Source organism: Pseudomonas svalbardensis (genome assembly GCF_030053115.1).
GTDB lineage: Bacteria > Pseudomonadota > Gammaproteobacteria > Pseudomonadales > Pseudomonadaceae > Aquipseudomonas > Aquipseudomonas svalbardensis.
Genome location: NZ_CP125619.1, coordinates 2,665,186 through 2,683,918, shown reverse-complemented (window position 1 = coordinate 2,683,918; position 18,733 = coordinate 2,665,186). Strand labels below are relative to the sequence as shown.

21 protein-coding genes, 2 tRNA genes and 2 pseudogenes are annotated in these 18,733 nt (G+C 58.6%); 7 read left to right on the top strand and 18 right to left on the bottom strand.

The window, feature by feature from the left end:
* Positions 1-50 precede the first annotated feature (50 nt).
* The 3 genes from QFX16_RS12275 to QFX16_RS12265 are packed head-to-tail and all read right to left on the bottom strand — an operon-like array spanning position 51 to position 1,218.
* Positions 51-548, bottom strand: a complete 498-nt coding sequence (locus QFX16_RS12275) for a DUF2514 family protein (protein ID WP_283184117.1) — start codon at positions 546-548, stop codon at positions 51-53.
* On the bottom strand, positions 545-889 hold the full coding sequence (locus QFX16_RS12270) for a hypothetical protein (RefSeq protein ID WP_283184116.1): 345 nt from the start codon (positions 887-889) through the stop codon (positions 545-547). Before QFX16_RS12270 ends, QFX16_RS12275 begins: the two co-directional genes overlap by 4 nt.
* On the bottom strand, positions 886-1,218 hold the full coding sequence (locus QFX16_RS12265) for an MFS transporter (protein WP_283184115.1): 333 nt from the start codon (positions 1,216-1,218) through the stop codon (positions 886-888). The genes QFX16_RS12270 and QFX16_RS12265 overlap by 4 nt, the downstream gene beginning before the upstream one ends.
* A 78-nt stretch (positions 1,219-1,296) precedes the next feature.
* On the opposite strand from QFX16_RS12265, the gene QFX16_RS12260 reads away from it, so the two are divergent.
* Positions 1,297-1,686 carry a hypothetical protein gene (locus tag QFX16_RS12260; RefSeq protein WP_283184114.1) on the top strand — a complete coding sequence of 130 codons (390 nt, stop codon included), beginning with the start codon at positions 1,297-1,299 and terminating at the stop codon, positions 1,684-1,686.
* A gap of 267 nt (positions 1,687-1,953) precedes the next feature.
* Here QFX16_RS12260 and QFX16_RS29710 read toward each other — a convergent pair whose 3' ends face one another.
* Positions 1,954-2,262, bottom strand: a complete 309-nt coding sequence (locus tag QFX16_RS29710) for a hypothetical protein (RefSeq protein ID WP_439900116.1) — start codon at positions 2,260-2,262, stop codon at positions 1,954-1,956.
* Positions 2,263-2,460: 198 nt separating this feature from the next.
* A pseudogene (locus tag QFX16_RS12250) lies at positions 2,461-3,042 on the bottom strand (bacteriophage antitermination protein Q); the annotation flags it as partial.
* Positions 3,043-3,095: 53 nt separating this feature from the next.
* On the opposite strand from QFX16_RS12250, the gene QFX16_RS12245 reads away from it, so the two are divergent.
* A complete protein-coding gene (locus QFX16_RS12245; RefSeq protein WP_283184112.1) occupies positions 3,096-4,127 on the top strand; it encodes a tyrosine-type recombinase/integrase in 1,032 nt (343 codons plus the stop codon).
* Between the two features lie 82 nt (positions 4,128-4,209).
* On the opposite strand, the gene QFX16_RS12240 is transcribed toward QFX16_RS12245, so the two are convergent.
* From QFX16_RS12240 to QFX16_RS12230, 3 genes are all read right to left on the bottom strand, one after another.
* Positions 4,210-4,296: transfer RNA gene (locus tag QFX16_RS12240), tRNA-Leu, on the bottom strand.
* Between the two features lie 195 nt (positions 4,297-4,491).
* Positions 4,492-4,565 (bottom strand) — tRNA-Cys (locus QFX16_RS12235).
* A gap of 203 nt (positions 4,566-4,768) precedes the next feature.
* Positions 4,769-4,990 (bottom strand): DUF3079 domain-containing protein, encoded by a 222-nt coding sequence (locus tag QFX16_RS12230; RefSeq protein WP_283184111.1) that lies wholly within the window; start codon positions 4,988-4,990, stop codon positions 4,769-4,771.
* Between the two features lie 205 nt (positions 4,991-5,195).
* Between QFX16_RS12230 and QFX16_RS12225 the strand changes: the two genes are divergently transcribed.
* The 5 genes from QFX16_RS12225 (at position 5,196) to QFX16_RS12205 (ending at position 8,744) form a co-directional block, all read left to right on the top strand.
* Positions 5,196-5,543 carry a hypothetical protein gene (locus QFX16_RS12225; RefSeq protein WP_283184110.1) on the top strand — a complete coding sequence of 116 codons (348 nt, stop codon included), beginning with the start codon at positions 5,196-5,198 and terminating at the stop codon, positions 5,541-5,543.
* A gap of 93 nt (positions 5,544-5,636) precedes the next feature.
* Positions 5,637-6,167, top strand: a complete 531-nt coding sequence (locus QFX16_RS12220; protein WP_008153602.1) for an iron transporter — start codon at positions 5,637-5,639, stop codon at positions 6,165-6,167.
* Positions 6,168-6,500 carry a cupredoxin domain-containing protein gene (locus QFX16_RS12215; protein ID WP_223430077.1) on the top strand — a complete coding sequence of 111 codons (333 nt, stop codon included), beginning with the start codon at positions 6,168-6,170 and terminating at the stop codon, positions 6,498-6,500.
* Positions 6,501-6,522: 22 nt separating this feature from the next.
* Positions 6,523-7,377, top strand: coding sequence for an FTR1 family iron permease (locus QFX16_RS12210; RefSeq protein ID WP_283184109.1), 855 nt, complete (start codon positions 6,523-6,525; stop codon positions 7,375-7,377).
* A complete protein-coding gene (locus QFX16_RS12205) occupies positions 7,365-8,744 on the top strand; it encodes a 4Fe-4S binding protein (protein ID WP_283184108.1) in 1,380 nt (459 codons plus the stop codon). The genes QFX16_RS12210 and QFX16_RS12205 overlap by 13 nt, the downstream gene beginning before the upstream one ends.
* 30 nt (positions 8,745-8,774) lie before the next feature.
* On the opposite strand, the gene QFX16_RS29705 is transcribed toward QFX16_RS12205, so the two are convergent.
* The 10 genes and pseudogenes from QFX16_RS29705 to narH all read right to left on the bottom strand — a co-directional run bounded on the left by QFX16_RS29705 (position 8,775) and on the right by narH (position 18,732).
* The gene (locus QFX16_RS29705; RefSeq protein ID WP_370655155.1) at positions 8,775-9,479 is read right to left on the bottom strand and encodes a methyl-accepting chemotaxis protein; all 705 of its coding nucleotides are present in this window, start codon (positions 9,477-9,479) and stop codon (positions 8,775-8,777) included.
* 420 nt (positions 9,480-9,899) lie between these two features.
* A pseudogene (locus QFX16_RS29700) lies at positions 9,900-10,394 on the bottom strand (MCP four helix bundle domain-containing protein); the annotation flags it as partial.
* An 86-nt stretch (positions 10,395-10,480) separates the two neighbouring features.
* Entirely contained in the window at positions 10,481-11,176 is a 696-nt protein-coding gene (locus QFX16_RS12195) for an anaerobic ribonucleoside-triphosphate reductase activating protein (protein ID WP_283184106.1), read from the bottom strand.
* Complete coding sequence (gene nrdD, locus QFX16_RS12190; RefSeq protein ID WP_017338867.1) at positions 11,173-11,340, bottom strand: anaerobic ribonucleoside-triphosphate reductase; 168 nt, start codon at positions 11,338-11,340, stop codon at positions 11,173-11,175. Before nrdD ends, QFX16_RS12195 begins: the two co-directional genes overlap by 4 nt.
* Before the next feature lie 32 nt (positions 11,341-11,372).
* On the bottom strand, positions 11,373-13,388 hold the full coding sequence (locus QFX16_RS12185; RefSeq protein WP_283184105.1) for a ribonucleoside triphosphate reductase: 2,016 nt from the start codon (positions 13,386-13,388) through the stop codon (positions 11,373-11,375).
* Between the two features lie 389 nt (positions 13,389-13,777).
* Positions 13,778-14,770 (bottom strand): GTP 3',8-cyclase MoaA, encoded by a 993-nt coding sequence (moaA, locus tag QFX16_RS12180; protein ID WP_283184104.1) that lies wholly within the window; start codon positions 14,768-14,770, stop codon positions 13,778-13,780.
* A 25-nt stretch (positions 14,771-14,795) separates the two neighbouring features.
* Positions 14,796-15,752: a peptidylprolyl isomerase gene (locus tag QFX16_RS12175; RefSeq protein ID WP_283184103.1), complete on the bottom strand. Its 957-nt coding sequence runs from the start codon at positions 15,750-15,752 to the stop codon at positions 14,796-14,798.
* Between the two features lie 10 nt (positions 15,753-15,762).
* Positions 15,763-16,443: a respiratory nitrate reductase subunit gamma gene (narI, locus tag QFX16_RS12170; RefSeq protein WP_283184102.1), complete on the bottom strand. Its 681-nt coding sequence runs from the start codon at positions 16,441-16,443 to the stop codon at positions 15,763-15,765.
* On the bottom strand, positions 16,436-17,191 hold the full coding sequence (gene narJ / locus QFX16_RS12165) for a nitrate reductase molybdenum cofactor assembly chaperone (RefSeq protein ID WP_283184101.1): 756 nt from the start codon (positions 17,189-17,191) through the stop codon (positions 16,436-16,438). The genes narI and narJ overlap by 8 nt, the downstream gene beginning before the upstream one ends.
* A gap of 2 nt (positions 17,192-17,193) precedes the next feature.
* Positions 17,194-18,732 carry a nitrate reductase subunit beta gene (gene narH / locus QFX16_RS12160; RefSeq protein ID WP_123366640.1) on the bottom strand — a complete coding sequence of 513 codons (1,539 nt, stop codon included), beginning with the start codon at positions 18,730-18,732 and terminating at the stop codon, positions 17,194-17,196.
* Position 18,733: the final 1 nt, after the last annotated feature.

Here is an 18,733-nt window from a genome sequence, read left to right as displayed (position 1 = left end):
CTTCTCCAATGTCGCGACACAATTTTCTGATTCGCGAAACGTGTCGCGGATTACCTATTCTTCTGCGCAGCCGAGTAGGCTGCCTCACACGCAAAGCCCGCTATTCGGCTTCGGTCAAGCGCTGCTGCCAGGCTTCCCGCTGTTTCGTCAGCGCTTCTACGCAGGTCGGCAAGCAGAACGGTAAGCCCTGCTCTTGCCTTGCTTCCGCTGGCAACCTCGGCAGAGCAGTGCTCTCCTCGATCGAGTAGTTCGGTGATTTGCTGCTGCAAGCTGCGAGCCCGGCCATCAGCAATAGCAACGGCAGCCGTAACGTGTTCAGTCTTGGCTTTCGCATCGTCGGAGACTCGGTTGATGTCATCAGTGATTTGGCGTTGCAGGCGCAGCGTGTTGCCGAGCGACGTCACCCTGGCATTGGCCGTGTCCCGCTCAGTTGCTACGAGCTGACGATCAGCCTTCACGCTTTCCAATCGCCACGAGAGGTAGCCAATGGATGCGAGCGCAGCCAGGACAACCCACATCCACATCGGGACGATCCGAAGAAGAGTCACGGCGTCTTTCTCTCTGCTGCCTTGCCGACCTTGTCGCAGGTCATGCAGTGCTCGCAGTTCAGCGTCCGGCAGAGCCATGCCTTCACCGGCTGCCAGTACGTGACCATGAAGATATGGCGGACGCCGGCCAGGGCCAGAGACATATGCAGCGTCAATCCAGCCGTGGTCGGACCGAAGAAGATGTTCTGGCTTCGAACCATCACCACGAAACCGCTGATGGCGATCGTCGAGTAGATCAGCTTCCCAAGGATGCCGTCCCTCACCTTCCCGCTTAGTACGCACCAGGTGGCCCACAGCGAAATCAGGCCTACCGCGATGGAGTTGATCAGTTCGTAATTCATGGTGGATTGCCTCCCCCGAACCGCTGGCGAATGAATGCCCAGAGGTCAGCGGCTTTAATGGCCCGGGTGATTGCCGCGATCAGCGATCCGCCGAAGGTGCCGAGCAAGAAGCCGATACCGGCAACGCTGCGAGGCTCGACAACGCCGAGGTAGGTGCTGACCAAACCCGTCAAGTAGTGGGCACAAGCAGCGCCCGAGAAGATGAAGATCACCCAGGCCTTTCGGTCGACCAGGTCATCCTTGTGCCAGAAGCTGGCGACCACGGCTCCAAGCAATCCGGCTGCAAACCATGTATCCAACCTGTCGAGCAGGCGGTAGAGAAGCTCCATGCGCTCGACTCCGTGGGCATGAGTTAAATGGCCTTGAGCCATGTAGAATTCCCCTGCCAACAAACCAAGGACAAGGGTATGAACATAAAAGTAGCGGCAGGATTCCTCACTTCCATTGGACTCATCACCAGCGCACACGCCGACACCTTTACAAGCGTCGAAATCTGCAAGGCAGCTATTTCCGTGGAGATGGGCCGACCAACAAAAACGATGAAAACCAAGCAGGCCGAGGAAAACCCCGAAATTTCTTATCGACGCCCCGATGGAGACCCATTTCGATATCGATGCCAAGTGAGCAAAGACCGCGTGATCTGGTCTGCATTCATGGAGGATGAAAACGAATGGGGCCGATGGAGAAATCGCTACTCAGAAGGCGATGCGTCGACGACGTACTCGGTGTCGAACGGCGTGCTGAAAATTAGCAACGATCAGTCGGGCGACAAAACCTTCAAGAAGAAAGATTTCTGAAACCTGAAATAGGTGCGCAGTCTTTCCCGCTGTCTGCCGAAGACCTTCTCCGCGTCGACGCCCTATTGCATCGATCTCGCAGATTCAGTCTCGCGCCACCCTGTAAGCGTTGATGGTCAGGATGCGCGGGCTGCCGGAGTTGATTCCGTCCGTCGCACTGTCCGGCTATCGACGTCCAGGCCTTCCCGAGGGCTGCCCTGGCTACAGGTGAATTCGAGGTGTAAAAAAGCCCGCGCTGTGCGGGCTATTGGCATGATTCGAACTTGTTCAGGCTCCTGATTCAGGGTCGCTCGCAGGCATGCCACGAGGCTCCTTATCATCTTCGCCCTGATCGTTCATCTGTGGGTCGGCGTCCGGATCATCGACGCGACCGCTTTTTCCAGCTTCTGGATGCTCACTCGACACTGAGTTGTTGGCATCCACGTCTGTCATATCTTCATCGACAGGCGCTTCGTCGTCCGGAGGCAGCGGAACCTCAGGTTCTTTCCCCTTAGGATCATGGCCTGCTTCGTTATCAGTTCCGCCCGTTACGCCCTGCTGAGATTTGTTTCCAGGCGCATTCTCGTCAATATCCATGCTGGCTCTCCGTACTTACGCGCGGGAAGTCCGTGCTTGTACATGAGAGAGGACAAAGCATTTGCAAGTGCCAATCAGTGGACGAACGGCGAGAACAAAAAACCCGGCTCGATGGCCGGGTTCAGATATTCGTGTGCGTGTTGCGTGAATTGCGCACTATGGGAAAAGTACGCGCAATTCCCCGTCATGTCAATATGATTATGCCGCCTCCTCTTCTTTTTCCGCGTGAATGACCTGCCATACCGGTTGTTGCGCTTGAATATCCACTTCTTTGATGACTTCTTTCAGAGATTCCCAGAGGTCGAGCCAGTCGCGCGTCCAGTTCTTCGGATCGATCGTCACGCCGAAGAAGGCCTTTATCTCGGCGGCGACCCGAGCCGGCCCCCATTCTGCGGCCCCAACCACCTCCCCCTTGTACGATTGCAGCGCCAGGGTCACCAGGTACTGCGCCTTCACGCGCTTGGCCGATGTCAGGTCGGGCAACTTGGCATGGGCGGTTATCAGCAGCACGGCGTTCATGACGTGACGCATAGTCATCGCCGGGTGGTAGAGGTAGTGGCCGAACTGCTGCACCTGGAACGGCAGCGTGTCGATGGCGCGCAAGACCTTGCCGATGGTAGCCAGGTGCGCAGCGCGGGCGGTGGATCGGCCAATCGGTGTGCGGCGCGTCTCGCTGATGGTGATCTTCTGCCGAACGATCTGAATGCGCTCTTCCTTATCATCGCCCAGGGCGGCAAACACCGCCTCATGGCGGCGCATGCGACTGCCCTTCTGCACCGGTGGCATATTCGAACCAGAAAAAACCGCATGGAAATCACGCAAGGCAAGCTGAAATGGGAAGACGACCTAGTAAACCCGGCTCTATAGCCCGGCTGCGAGAGCGCAAGAAAGCCAGCGGCCGGGTTTTCTACTACTACGACACTGGCGGAAAGGACCGCAAAGAGATTCCACTGGGCAGCGATTACGGACTGGCGATCATGGAGTACGCGAAGCTCGAACGGGATCGTACGGCGACCGACCTGGTCGCCAAGGTGATCACCTTTCGCTACGTCGCTGAAAAGTACATGGTCGATATCGTGCCCACAAAAGGCGCCGCGACTCAGCTCGACAATAAGCGCGAACTGAAGAACCTGATCGCTTTCTTCGATGACCCGCCAGCACCACTGGAAACGATCGAGCCGCTACATGTTCGCCAGTATCTCACCTGGCGTAAGGCGGCGCCGGTCCGAGCAAATCGAGAAAAGGCGCTGCTCAGCGCAATATGGAACTACGCCAGAGATAAGGGCTACACATCTCTAGCCAACCCATGCGCTGGCATCAAGGGCAATAAAGAGACGGGCCGGGACACGTACGTTGAGGATGAGCTGTTCAAGCGCGTTCACGACAAAGCCGATACCGGCCTTCAAGACGCCATGGACCTTGCCTATTTGACCGGCCAGCGAGTGACCGACACTCGACTGATGGACGAACGGGATGTCCGCGACGGCCAAATTTGGGTGCTTCAGGGAAAAACAAAGGCCAAGCGGCGAATCGAGGTTACCGGCGAACTCAAGGTTTTGATTGATCGAATCATGTCCCGAAAGTCCGGGCATAAGGTCCGCTCAACGCGGCTGATCGTGTCAGAAGATGGCGCACCTATGACGATGGCGATGTTGCGCAGGCGTTTTGACATGGCCAGGGAGGCCGCAGGAGTATCCAAGCCGGAGTTCCAATTGCGCGATTTGCGCGCAAAGGCCGGTACGGACAAAGCAGAGTCCAGTGGCGACATCATGCAGGCCAAGGATCAACTTGGGCATACCACCGTTGTTATGACGGAGCAGTACATCCGCAACCGCAAGGGCAAGAAAGTCTCACCAACTAAGTGAATTGCGGACCAACTCTAAAATAGCGGACCAGAAACAAACAAGGGTTTGCATCAGCTTTCGCTCGCAAACCCTTGATTTAAGATGGTGCCCGAAGCCGGAATCGAACCGGCACGCCCTTACGAGCGGGGGATTTTAAGTCCCATGCGTCTACCAATTTCGCCATTCGGGCGGTAGCGCGGTGGAGCCGTCTGAAGACTGTCAAATAACGATCTGGCAGTTCTGACGCCTGTGCAGCAGAGGGGGAAATATATACATCCCGCTCCGGTGAAGCAAGTTCGCGACTGCCCTTTTCAAGACTAAATCTTGCAGGACAGTGAAAATAAAAAAGCTCCGTAAATCATAGATCTACGGAGCTCGTTTAAAGTGGAGGCCGAGGTCGGAATCGAACCGGCGTAGGTGGATTTGCAATCCACTGCATAACCATTTTGCTACTCGGCCTCAAACATCTGATGTCATGTAGCACAACATCAAACGCGTACAAACTTGGAGTAAGATTCGTGATCTAACTCCTTGAAAACATTGAGCTTTTTCAGCGGTCAGTGCTTTCGATGGCGTGAATTATGTACTGATTTCCCGAGGCTGGCAACCCCTTGATTTCAAAAAAAATTCCGTCAGGTGGTTTCTATGTTTAAAGGAGTTGCTCAGCCCTTCACGCCGGGATCGTCCGTCACGTCCTCTACCGCGATCAACGGTTCAATGCCCCAGTCGCCATGCAGATACCAATCGTCTCCGATCATTTCGGCTGGATGCATTGTCCTGTCGGAGCCATTGCCGCACGCCAGGGAATTGGCTGGACAGTATCTGTCGCAGCCCCAGCAAATGCGCTCGGGATGTTTGGGGCTGATGGGAAAATTCTTGGCCATGTCGATCCCCGGTTCGCCTCTAGGATGTACCTCCAACCTACATCGCTCGGGCAAAAATGCCCTTGATACGGATCAAGGACTGAAATCAAAAGCGCTCCCTCAATGGCAGTCTTGCGGCTAAGCTTTGTCCTGCCGGGAAATCGGCTACGTCATAGCGTTTTCCGGTCCTTGGGCAGCCACCTAAAAACACCTGGAGAAGCTTCTTATGCCTGGTAAAAAACCATCTACCGGAGACCAAAGCCCTGTCCGATTGTCGACTTGGGATGATGAAGGCGCGCAAAACTCACTCGATGCAGAAGCATTTTCCTCTCCCCCCGAATTGACCAATGCAGAACTGGTCCACCTTCGTGTCCGGGTGATTGCCCTGGAAAACCTGGTCATCGCGTTACTGACACAAGGCTCGGATCATCAGTTAGCCGTCGCTCGCGAAATGGCCGCCTACATTTCACCCAGACCCGGCTTCACCCAGCATCCTCTGACGATTCACGCGGCTGCGCAGATGAGCGACAGCGTCGACCGCGCCGAGCGGTTTCGAAAGCGTTCCCAGTCATAGGCTTAATCGCTGCAAACTTGATAACAATCATTATTACTCGCAAGAAAGCTTCCTACACTCGGGCTCCTACTCGTTAGTGCCCAGGAAGACATCATGCGTACGACCTTTTCGCTGTCCCTCGCCCTGCTCTTGCTCACACCGTTGGCTCAGGCCAAGGAATACCCGATCGGGGAACCTCAACTGTGTCCGGGGCTGGAAGTCGGGGCGGTGTATTTGCAGCCGATCGAGATGGCACCTGCCGGCATGATGCGGGCCACTGCAGATTCCGATGTGCATCTGGAAGCCGACATTCGTGCCACGGCGGACAATCGACAGGGCTTTCAGGAAGGCAGTTTCGTGCCTTACCTCAATGTCTCGTTCAACCTGAAAAAACAGGGCAACGAGAACGAACTCAAAGGCGATTTTCACGCCATGGTCGCCAATGACGGCCCGCACTATGGCGACAATGTAAAGCTGCTCGGTCCAGGCAAATATCAGCTGACCTTCACCGTCCTGCCGCCCGGCGGTCATGGGTCCCTTGGCCGCCATACCGATAAGGAAACCGGTGTGGCTCCCTGGTTTGAACGCTGCGAATTGCACTACGAATTCATCTACGCCGGCATCGGTAAAAAAGGCGGCTATTGAATGAAGCGCCTGCAGATTGCCTGGCTGATGCTTGCCGGAGCAGTTGCGCCGTTCACGGCCTATGCCGAATTACCGAGCTATGAACTCAACCTGCGCGATGGTCACTTCACTCCGGCCCTGCTGGAGGTGCCGGCCGGACAGCGCTTCAAGATCATCCTGAAAAATATCGGTCAAGGGCCAGCAGAGTTCGAGAGCACACCGTTGCGGGTTGAAAAAGTACTGTCGCCGGGCGTGACGACTTTCGTAGTGATTCATCCCCTAAGGCCCGGTCACTACCCCTTCTTCGACGAGTTCAATCCGCAATTGCCCGAGGGCGGCATCCTCGCGAAATAACCCGTTCAAACACGGAGTTTTCATGAATCAATCAATGTTCATTGTCTGGCGCGAAAGCGTCGAGGCGCTGCTGGTGATCGGCATTCTCCAAGCCTGGGTCAGCCAGCAGCATCAGGGCGAGCGACTGGCGAAATACTTGTGGGCAGGCGTCGTGCTGGGGTTGATGCTTTCGGGCCTGCTGGCAGTGTTGATTCTGTTTGCCGGTGAGGCTATGAGCGGCTCCGCCAGTGAATGGTTCCAGGCCGCACTCGCGCTGGTGGCCAGCCTGCTGATCGTGCAAATGGTCGGCTGGATGCACCGCCACGGGCGCACGCTCAAGCACGATTTGCAACGACACGCCGATAGCCACCTGGCCCGGCAAGGTGGCGCAGGTCTGTTACTGCTGGCCATGCTCGCCGTCAGCCGCGAAGGCAGTGAAACGGTGGTCTTTCTCTATGGCGCCGGTGCTCAGTTGCGAGGTCCGCAGCTCGGTTTGTTTGCCATCGGCGGCGCAATGGGACTGGTGCTGTCGGCGCTGACCATTGCCCTGCTGCACAGCAGTCGCCGGTTCATTTCGTGGCAGCGATTCTTTGCCATCAGTGAAGCTGTTTTGCTGGTACTCGGCGCGGCATTGCTGGTCAGCGGCACCGAGCGAATCGGCGGCCAATTACTCGCGATGGATTTACCGGAGGTGATGTACAGCCTCGTTGGTGATGCGCTTTGGGACAGCAGTTCCGTGCTCAGCGACAGCCATGGACCGGGCGGTTTTCTCGCGGGTTTTGCCGGTTATCGCGCGACACCCAGCGGCATGACGTTACTGGTGCTAGCCGGATATTGGCTGGCCGTCGGCGGTTGGCTGCGTCAACGGGCTGCGGAAAAAGTCCCATGCCTGAGCTGAGTCGCCACAATCGATGGCTGCAGCGCTTGGGCGACGGCATGCGTCGTCACGCGCCTGTCATTCGTGCCGTGCAATGGGCCGCTGTACTGTTCTATGCATTGCTGTTGGTGGTACCGGCAGCGTTGCCGCTGCCGGACAGCCAGGTACGGATGCTCGATAACCTGACCCTGTTGGCGCAGTTTTTGTTCTGGGGCATTTGGTGGCCGTTCGTGCTGCTGTCGATCGCGCTGTTCGGCCGACTCTGGTGTGGCGTTCTCTGTCCGGAAGGTTCACTCAGCGAATGGGCCAGCCATTACGGCAAAGGTTTGGGTGTACCGCGCTGGTTGCGCTGGGGCGGCTGGCCAACCCTGGCGTTCTGCCTGACGACCCTCTACGGCCAGTTGATCAGCGTCTACGACTACGCCCAGGCGGCACTGTTGATTCTGGGCGGCTCGACCGTCGCCGCGGTCGGCGTCGGGTTGCTGTTCGCCCGGGGCAAGCGCGTCTGGTGCCGTTACCTGTGCCCGGTCAGCGGCGTCTTCTCCCTGCTCGCCCGTCTCGCGCCCGTGCATTTCCAGGTAAACGAACAACGCTGGATGGAAAATGCCGCGCCGCGCCTGCCGCCGCCCAACTGCGCGCCCTTGCTCGATATCCGCCGTATGAAAGGCGCCAGTGACTGCCACGCCTGCGGACGCTGCAGCGGCCAACGCGGCGCTGTTCAGCTGATCGCCCGCTCCAGCAACCAAGAGATTCTTCACGCGACAGCGCAGACGCTTTCACCATGGGACGCGCGTCTGTTGCTGTTCGGGGTGATCGGCCTGGCCATGGGCGCCTTCCAGTGGACGGTCAGCCCTTGGTTCGTCGTCCTCAAACAAACCCTCGCCCAATGGCTGGTCGAGCACGACCAACTCTGGGCCCTGCAGGACAACGCCCCTTGGTGGCTGCTCACCCATTACCCGCAGCTCAACGACAGCTTCAGCTGGCTCGACGGTTTCAGCATCGTCGTTTATCTGAGTTTGAGCTCGATGGTGTTGGGCACGGCGTTGATGATCCTTCTGCGCCTGACGGCTCGACTGGCGCAAGATCCTGCACTGTATTGGCCCCTGGCGCTGACACTCACGCCCCTGGGTGGTGCCGGATTGTTTCTCGGGCTGTCGGCCACAACGGTGAAACTGCTGCGCTACGAAGGTCTGCTGCTGGAGTGGGTACAACCGGCCAGGGCCTGTCTGTTATTGGCCGCGATGGGTTGGAGTTTGCTGCTGGGTTGGAAACGTCTGAACCGCGAAGGTCTTTCCCTTGCGCGGCGCGTGTCTGGCCGCGCGTGCCTTTTGCTGGCAATCGGGTGGGTGGGGTTTGGCTGGTGGTTGCAATTCTGGGGCTGGGCTTGAGCACCGATACAACCACCAACCCCGAGAAACCTAGACCTTAAAACGTGCCACTGTCTGGTGCAGTGCCCCGGCCATCTGCGCCAAATCGTGACCTGCGGTGTGAGTATGTTGGGCCCCCAGCAAAACCTGCTCGGACAAGTTGCGAATCCCCATCAGATTGCGATCCACCTCTCGCGCCACCAATGCCTGTTCCTCCGTGGCGCTGGCGATCATCATGTTGCGCTCGTTGATCTGTGAGATCGACCGGGTGATCTCATCCAATGCATCGCCCGACCGTTGCGCCACTTCCAGGGTGGCCCGAACCAGATTGCTGCTGCTTTGCATGGCCGTCACCGCATGCCCGGTATCGAGGCGAATGTTGCCAATCATCTGCTCAATTTCCTGGGTGGACTCCTGAGTGCGATGCGCCAAGGCGCGCACTTCATCGGCGACCACGGCAAAACCGCGTCCGGCATCGCCGGCACGCGCCGCTTCAATGGCCGCGTTGAGGGCCAGCAAATTGGTCTGCTCGGCGATGCTGCGAATCACGTCCAGCACCTTGCTGATGTCCTGCACCCGGCCCGCCAGTTGCTCGATGCGCTGTGAGGTGTCGGTGACGCCATCGGCCAGTGCGCCGATTGAAACCACGGTTTCCTGAACCTGTTCACGCCCGCGCTGCGCGGTTTGCTCGGACTGCCGCGAGGCCTCGGAGGTGCTCACCGCATTGCGCGCCACTTCATCGACCGCCGCGGTCATCTGGTTCACAGCGGTGGCCGCCTGCTCGATCTCCAACCCCTGCAATTGAAGGTTACTGCTGGTCTGGCTGCTGACCGCACTCAGTTCTTCGGAGGAACTGGCCACCTGGTCCACCGAAGTCGCGATGTGCTTGACCATGGCATTCAGACTTTGCTGCATCTGATGCATGTTCATCATCACGCTGCCGCCGACACTTGAGTTCACGGGCACCTGAATCGTCAGGTCGCCTTGAGCGATCTGACTCAAAAACCGTGCGGCATCATCCGGCTCGCCGCCCAATGGACGGGTCACACTGCGCGTGACGATCACCGCCGCGGCAATGACCAGCGCCACGCAGAACACAAACAACCCGAGCATATTGCGCCGGGCATCGCTGTACAGTTCCTGCGCCGCCTGTTCTCGATCGGCGAATATTTTGCCTTGCAGCACCATCAACTGATCCAGGCTGCTATAAACCTCGCGTTCGGCCGGCACGACCTTTTGTTTCAGCTGTGCCATGGCGTCGTCGAAGGCACCTTGCCGGATCAACACCTGCACTTGAGTGAACGCCGCCACGTAGGCTTCGCGATTCTTCTTCAGCGCGGCATAAGCGGTTTTTCCCTCTGGCAAATAGAACAACGGCTCAAGCGTTTCGAGTGCCTGAGTGATCCGTTTCTTGGTGGCGTCGATTGACTGCTGCACCTGCTGATTGTCTTTATCGATCAGTAAATCCCGGGTGTTCCTGGCGTTATCACGCACGCCGGTGGCGATGACCATGATCGGATCGATCTTCGGCCAGTCCTGCTTGACGATTACTACCGCCTGCTCCTTGAGCGTTGCCAAATCGTGCAACGCGTAAAACGCCATGCCCATCAATGCCAGCGGCGCGATTGCAAAACCGATGACGATACGTTGTGCCGTACTTAATTTGGCCATATCAAATGCTCCCCGTTTGATAGCTGCCGATTGGCAGCGCATTTGAAAACCTAATGGTGGATCTCGCCGTTAAACCTCAGCCTCGGTTACCCCCGTAACACGAAGGCTGGAAACAACTCGCGCATGGCCTCCCACAGCTCAGGTAGCAAGGCTTGTGCCGAAACACTTGGCAACAGCGGATCGAACATCCGCTCGGTGCGAACCATCTGCACGGCGAAGCGTTTGACGCCGAGTTCGCTCAAGCGCTTGGCGAGGATCAGCAGACGCACCGGCTCGAACAGATGCCAATGCACAGTGGTGCGACACTCGTAGTCGACACCGCTGGCCAGCAGATGCTCAAGGCTGCGCCAGTTAGCGGTTCCGCTGCCCTCGACCCGGGTGATCGCCTGGCAATCTTCGGGTAACGCCTTGACATCGAAACCGACCCAATCGGCCCCGGTCAGAGCCTTGGCGAACGCGGCGGGTTTGATGCCGGCGCTGTGCAAACCGATGCGAAATCCCATCGCCCGCACCTCATCCATGGCGCCGAGCAAACCGTCTTGCAAGGTGGGCTCGCCGCCACTGAACACCACGGCATCGAGCAGGTCCTGACGCCGTTGCAGAAACGCCAACACCCGGCGCCAATCCACTTCGTCTGTGCCACGAGGCGGGATCAACTGCGGGTTATGGCAGTAACGACAACGCCAGGCGCAACCCTGGCAAAACAACACGCAGGCGAGCTGTCCCGGATAGTCGATAGTGGTCAGGGGCACCATGCCCCCGACCCGAAGCGTTCGACTCATTGGCGCCCGGCCAGCGCCGCGCTTTCAGTGAAGTGCACCCGCTCGCGGTGCTCCGACTGTTTGCCCGGATTGAACGCCGACACAGGGCGGTGATAGCCCATTACCCGAGTCCAGACTTCGCAGCGTTGACGTTGAGCCTGGGGCAATGTTTGCGATGCAGTCATGGTGAAGCTCCTTGCAGTAGAGTGGATCGAAATCAATGAACGGTGCCGAGCTTCTGCTCTTGCAGCAGCAGTGCTTCGTCGCACTTGGGGCAGAATTCATGCTCGCCATCAAGGTAGCCGTGCACCGGGCAGATGGAGAATGTCGGGGTCACGGTCAGGTACGGCAGGCGGAAGCGGCCAAGGGCTTTGCGCACCAGTTGCTTGCAGGCCTCGGTCGAAGAAATCCGCTCGGCCATGTACAGGTGCAAGACCGTGCCGCCGGTGTATTTGCATTGCAGCTCGTCTTGAAGTTCCAGGGCCTCGAAGGGGTCTTCGGTGTAGCCCACGGGCAGTTGCGAGGAGTTGGTGTAATACGGCGCTTGCGCGCTGCCGGCCTGGAGAATATCGGGGTAGCGCTTGAGGTCTTCCTTGGCGAAGCGGTAGGTCGTGCCCTCGGCGGGCGTCGCTTCCAGGTTGTACATGTGGCCGGTTTCTTCCTGGAAACGCAGCAACGTGGCACGCACATGATCGAGCATCTTCAGGGCAAACTGACGGCCGTGCTCGGTGTGCATGCCCTCCTCGTTACCGGTGAAATTGCGCAGCATTTCATGCATGCCGTTGAGGCCGATGGTGGAAAAATGGTTGCGCAGGGTTCCGAGGTATCGCTTGGTGTATGGGTACAAACCGGCATCCATGTGGTGCTGAATCACCTTGCGTTTGACCTCCAGGCTTTCCATCGCCAGTTCCATCAGCGTGTCCAGACGCTGCAGCAAACCGCTGGTATCACCCTTGAACACATAGCCCAACCGCGCGCAGTTGATGGTGACGACGCCGAGCGATCCGGTCTGCTCCGCCGAGCCGAACAAGCCGCCGCCACGTTTGAGCAACTCGCGAACATCCAGCTGCAAACGGCAGCACATCGAGCGCACCTGATTGGGTTGCAGGTCCGAATTGAGAAAGTTCTGGAAGTACGGCAAGCCGTAACGCGCGGTCATCTCGAACAGGCGGTCGGCGTTTTCACTGTCCCACGGAAAGTCGTGGGTGATGTTGTAGGTCGGGATCGGAAAGGTGAACACCCGCCCTTTCGCATCGCCGGCCTGCATCACCTCGATGTAAGCGCGGTTGAGCAGCTCCATTTCGACTTGCAGGTCGCCATAGGCAAATGGCATTTCCTCACCGCCGATGACGGGTATCTGCTCCCGCAAATCCTGCGGGCACACCCAGTCGAAGGTCAGGTTGGTGAACGGCGTCTGGGTGCCCCAGCGCGAGGGCACATTGAGGTTGTAGATGAACTCCTGAATCGCTTGGCGCACCTCCTGAAAGTTCAATTGATCCTTGCGCACATAGGGCGCCAGGTAGGTGTCGAACGAGCTGAACGCCTGGGCGCCGGCCCATTCGTTTTGCAGGGTGCCGAGGAAATTCACCATCTGCCCCAGGGCACTGCTCAAGTGCTTCGGCGGACCGGCTTCGACACGCCCCGGCACACCGTTGAGCCCTTCGTGCAACAGGGTGCGCAGCGACCAGCCAGCGCAGTAACCGGCCAGCATGTCGAGGTCGTGCACATGCAAATCCGCCTCGCGGTGAGCTTGGCCGATGGCCTCGCTGTACACCTCGTCCAGCCAGTAGTTGGCGGTCACCTTGCCCGACACGTTCAACACCAGACCGCCCAGGGAGTAACCCTGATTGGCGTTGGCCTGGACCCGCCAGTCTTCACGATTCAGGTATTCGTTCATTGAGGTCGCGACTTCGACCAGGGTCCGCCGGTCGCGGCGCAAGCGCCCGTGCTGTTCGCGGTAGACGATGTAGGCCCGCATGGCGAGGAAAAAACCGGCGTCCATCAACACCCGCTCAACACGGTCCTGGATTTGCTCGACGTGGAGTCTTGGCAATCCTTCGAGCCTGGCCAACACCGCCTGAAGCAAGCCTTCAACCTCAACCTCGCCGTACTCCCCCGTCGCCTTGCCGGCAGCGATCAATGCCTGACGGATTTTGTCGGCATCGAAGGCGACCTGACTGCCATCGCGTTTGTGCAAGCGGTTACATCCTACTGCGATCAGCGTGCTCTGCATTTGGCCTCCAGACACTACATATAGATGTTTAATTAATAATAAACACAACATGCGGTAAGGCTACGGACAAAGTGCTGATCTGCAATTGATCGATATCAAGATTTTCCGGCAAAAAAAAACGCCCGAAGACGGCAAAGGAAAACTGTTGGTAAGCCGGGGGGAAACACTCTGATCTGAAATCCACCCCTCACCCTAACCCTCCCGAAACGTCGGACCGCCCCAGAGGGGCGAGGGGACTGACCGAGTTGGTTTTAGAGTTACATCGACCTGAGAGCCCGAGTCGAACTCAGGCTCGAAAAGCATGAAGATCGGCCCCCTTTCCCCCTCTCCCCTATGGGGAGAGGGCTGGGGTGAGGGGTGGATTTCGGAACAAGCACAGACCACCCGAATCAACCGCCACTCATGTTCATGAATCGCACAATCTGTACCTCTCCGTCGGGGCTGAAATCGTGGCGCAGCGGCTTACCGCGCAAGGCCTTCTGAACCGCGCTGATCACGGGTTGATCATCCAGCGGATAACGCCGCAGCAATCCTCTTAAATCCAGGGCATCGTCCTGCCCCAGACACAGCAACAGCTTCCCTTCAACAGTCATCCGCACCCGATTACAGCTGCCACAAAAGTTGTGGCTGTTGGGCGAAATGAAACCAATGCGTGTCTCGGGATGGCGTTCCAGACGCACATAGCGCGCCGGTCCACCGCTGTTTTCGGTACTGTCGAGCAACCGATGCTGGCTGGCGATCAGCGCCCGTACTTCCTCGCTGGAACAAAACGACTCGCCCCGGGAACGACCGACGTCGCCCAAAGGCATTTCCTCGATAAAACTGATATCGATGCGCTGATCGATGGCGTATTGCACCAAGCCCAGGACTTCATCGAAGTTGCGCCCTTTCATCACCACACAGTTGAGTTTGACCCGCTCGAAGCCCGCATCCCGCGCGGCTTCGATGCCGTTGAGCACCTGATCGAGGTCGCCGTTACGGGTGATCGCCCGAAACTTCTGCCCATCCAGGCTATCGAGGCTGATGTTCATCCGATTGACCCCAGCGTCGACCAACGGCCGGGCCAGACGGCCCAGTTGCGAGCCGTTGCTGGTCATCACCAGTTCGCGCAAACCGGGCAACGTGGCGATGTTACGGCACAGTCCGACAATGCCGGGACGGATCAGCGGCTCGCCGCCGGTCAGACGGATTTTGCGTACACCCAGGCCAACGAACAGCGTCGCCAGGCGCTGCAATTCCTCCAGCGTGAGCACCTGCTGACGTGACAGGAACGTCATGTTTTTTGCCATGCAATACACACAGCGAAAATCACAGCGGTCCGTCACCGACATCCGCAGATAATCTATCTGCCGCCCAAAACCATCCTGCATCACAGCGTTCATCACTTCTCCCGGTTTGCCTCGATGCTCACTGCACCAGCGGTGAGTCGGTGCCCTGCAAGTGAATGCCGCGAATATCCGCCGCACCGATCAGGGTTTGCAGGTATTGCACCAGCGCTTTCTGCCAGACGCCTTGCTGCAACTGCGTGCGGATCGCCGTCGACACCACTTCATAGGGTAATGGCATGCCTTCGATCCGCTGATCGACACTGACCACATGCCAGCCGTATCTACTTTCCAGCGGTTTGCTGGCCAGGCCCGGAGCCAGGGTGAACAGCTGACGCTCCAGTTCGGGCACGGTTTGGCCCTTGCTGATCTGCCCCAAAGAACCACCTTGAGCTTTCGACGGGCAGGCCGAAAATTTCACGGCCAGCTCGGCGAAACTGCCGGGGAATTCTTCCAGGCGCTGCAACAGGATTTCCGCCTGAACACGCGCCAGCTCGCGGGCCTCGACATCGTCCGGTGCGCATTCGAGCAGGATGTGCCGCACCGCCAGCAACGGCGCGCTGTGGAAGCGCCCGCGATTGTTTTCGTAGTAACGAAGGCTGGTTTCCTCGTCGCACTGCGGCACTTTCACCTCACGTTCGAGCAGCAAGCGCGTGGCCGCTTCTTCTTCGTTCTCACCGGCGCCGATCTCCAGCGACACACCGAGTTCGTTGATGCGCTGCTGCAACAACTCGCGGATCACCAGTGCCCGGGCCGCCAGATAGACCGCCTCCTCACGGCTTTCAGCCGGGTGATATTGCAGCTCCTGGGCCATCGCCTCCGGGGTGATCGACACCTCGTTGACGCTGATGATCGGCCACTCCTGTTCACTGCTGGCGATCAACTGCGCCGGGGCGTCATCGGCCACCGCAGGCTCAACCGGCAGCGCTTCAAACTGCGCCGCTGCGACTGGCGCGATGTCGAGAACAGCCTCCGCTTTTTTGGAAGAACCGCAGCCACCGCTGCCCCCGTTACCACCACATCCACATCCACCTGACATGATTGTCTCCTCAGTACTTCTGACGAACGATTTGATAACGACGCCCCAGGTACCAGATCGGTGCGCTGATCATGTGTACGAGACGGGTGAAGGGGAACAGCACAAACAGGGTCAAACCGAGAAACACATGCAACTTGTAGATCAGCCCGACCGGCGCGATGGCCGCCGCGGCTTCCACCGGACGCAACAGCACGGTGTTCTGTGCCCAATCGGCAAGCATCACCATGACCGAGCCGTCCATGTGGCCGGTGGACGCGACGATGGTCAGCAGACCGAGCAGCAATTGCGCCAGCAGCACCAGCAGAATCAGGATGTCCGAAGGGCTGGAAGTCGCGCGAACCCGAGGGTCGCTGAGCCGCCGGTTAACCAGCATCAGCAGGCCAATCAGGCATAGCAGGCCGAAGAACCCGCCCGAGACCATTGCCAGCAACTGCTTGTTCTCAGTGCTGATCACGTGGTGATAAATCGACGCTGGGGTCAGCAAGCCGACAAAGTGTCCGGCCAGCACGAACAGCACACCGACATGGAACAAATTGCTCGCCACGCGCATGCCGCGTTGGTTGAGCATCTGGCTCGAACCTGCCTTCCAGCTGTATTGCGACAGGTCGAAGCGTGCCCAACTGCCGATCAGGCAAATGGCCAAAGCGACGTAGGGATAGACCCCGAACAACAACAGGTTCCATTTAGACATTGCCTACCTCCTTGGCTGGCACGGCGGCCAACCCTTCATGCTGAAAATCCACCCAATGCAACGGCACCGCGCTTTCCTCACGGGCCTTGCCCGGTGCGCTTGGCAGTGAGCTGCAACGGTCCTGCTGTTCGGCCTGGAGAAAGTCCACGGCCTCCTCTTCCCAGATCTTGTCGAGGGCTTCGAGGGAGTCGTCGCGAGGTTCGGCCGCGACCTGCGCCCGCAGGTCGGCGACCGCCTGATGCGGCTCGGCCCCGGCAATTTGCAGCAGCGCCCGGAAGCAGCTGGCATAGGCGCTTTCACGCTCTTCCAGACGCGCCGCGAGCAAGGCCAGCAAGTGCGAAACATCCGCCAGGCCCTCGCGGGCCTCAATGTCTTCGCGGGTAGACAGGAACTCCAGGTACAGCGGGATGTAATCGGGCAGCTCTTTGACGCCGATGGCAAAACCGGCTTCTTCGTATTGCGCCATCATGTCGACCATCGCCTGGCCACGGTCGCGGGATTCACCGTGCACATGCTCGAACAACAGCAGCGACAACGAGCGCCCCCGACCGAACAGCGCACCGTAGTGCTCCTGCCCGTCCATCAAGTCATTGGCGCAGATCAGCTCGAGCAATTCGAACAACGCACCACGCTGCGTCGGGCTGATTTCCCGTGACTGGATGATCGCTTGCTCCAGTTCGTCGCGACCGCTAATGAGCGTCTCGGTCGGGTAATCGAGCAGCAGCGAAATCACTTTGAGAATTTGCATGCTCATTCCTCCCACAACTGGACGGTTTTCAGGATGTCGCGGCGGTTGGCTTTCTTGGCGCCGAACATGTTGGTGTCGGAACTGCCGCTGCAACCGCTGCCGAAACTGAAGCCGCACCCGGAACGCTCGGCGAAGGCATCGCTCATGGCGTCTTCACGGTGGGCACTCGGCACCACGAAACGGTCTTCGTAGTTGGCGATCGCCAGGTAGCGATACATCTCCTCGACCTGGGCCACGCTCAGGCCGACATCCGCCAGCACTTGCAGGTCCTGAACGCCGTCGACTTGCTCGGAACGTTTGTAGGCGCGCATCGCCAGCAAGCGTTTAAGCGCACGCTTGACCGGTTTTTCATCGCCCGCCGTCAGCAGGTTGGCCAGGTACTTCAGTGGAATGCGCAGGCTGTCGACATCCGGGATCACCCCGTTCATACCCACGGTGCCGGCAGTGGCGGCGTTCTGGATCGGCGACAGCGGCGGTACGTACCAAACCATCGGCAAGGTGCGGTATTCCGGGTGCAGCGGCAGTGCGAGTTTCCAGTCCACGGCCATTTTGTAGACCGGTGAACGTTGGGCTGAATCGATCACCGACTGCGGTACCCCGTCTTCCAGTGCCTGACGAATCACCGCCGGATCATTCGGATCGAGGAAGATCTCCAGTTGTTTCTCGTACAGGTCCTGCTCATTGGCGGTGCTCGCCACTTCGCTGATCCGGTCGGCGTCATACAGCAGCACACCGAGGTAGCGGATGCGCCCGACGCAGGTTTCCGCGCAAACAGTCGGCATCCCGGCTTCGATACGCGGGTAGCAGAAGATGCATTTCTCGGACTTGCCGCTCTTCCAGTTGAAATAGATCTTCTTGTACGGGCAGCCGCTGATGCACATGCGCCAGCCACGGCATTTCTCCTGGTCAATCAGGACGATGCCGTCTTCCTCACGCTTGTAGATCGCCCCGCTCGGGCAAGCCGCTGCGCACGTCGGGTTGAGGCAGTGCTCGCACAGACGCGGCAAATACATCATGAAGGTGTTTTCGTACTCGCCGTAAATGTCCGCCTGGATCTTGTCGAAGTTCTTGTCCTTGCGGCGCTTGGCGAATTCGGTGCCGAGGATTTCCTCCCAGTTCGGGCCCCACTCGATTTTCTCCATGCGCTTGCCGGAGATCAGCGAACGCGGGCGCGCGGTGGGTTGATGCTCGCCCAGCGGCGCGGTGTGCAGGTGCTGGTAATCGAAGTCGAACGGTTCGTAGTAGTCGTCGAGGCTCGGCAGGTCCGGGTTGGCGAAAATGTTCGCCAACACGCGGAATTTACCGCCGATGCGCGGGTTGATCGTGCCGTTGGCATTGCGGATCCAGCCGCCCTTCCACTTGTCCTGGTTTTCCCATTCTTTCGGGTAGCCGATCCCGGGTTTCGATTCGACGTTGTTGAACCAGGCGTATTCCATGCCTTCGCGGCTGGTCCAGACGTTTTTGCAGGTGATCGAACAGGTGTGGCAACCGATGCATTTGTCCAGGTTCAGAACCATGCCGATTTGTGAGCGAATCTTCATC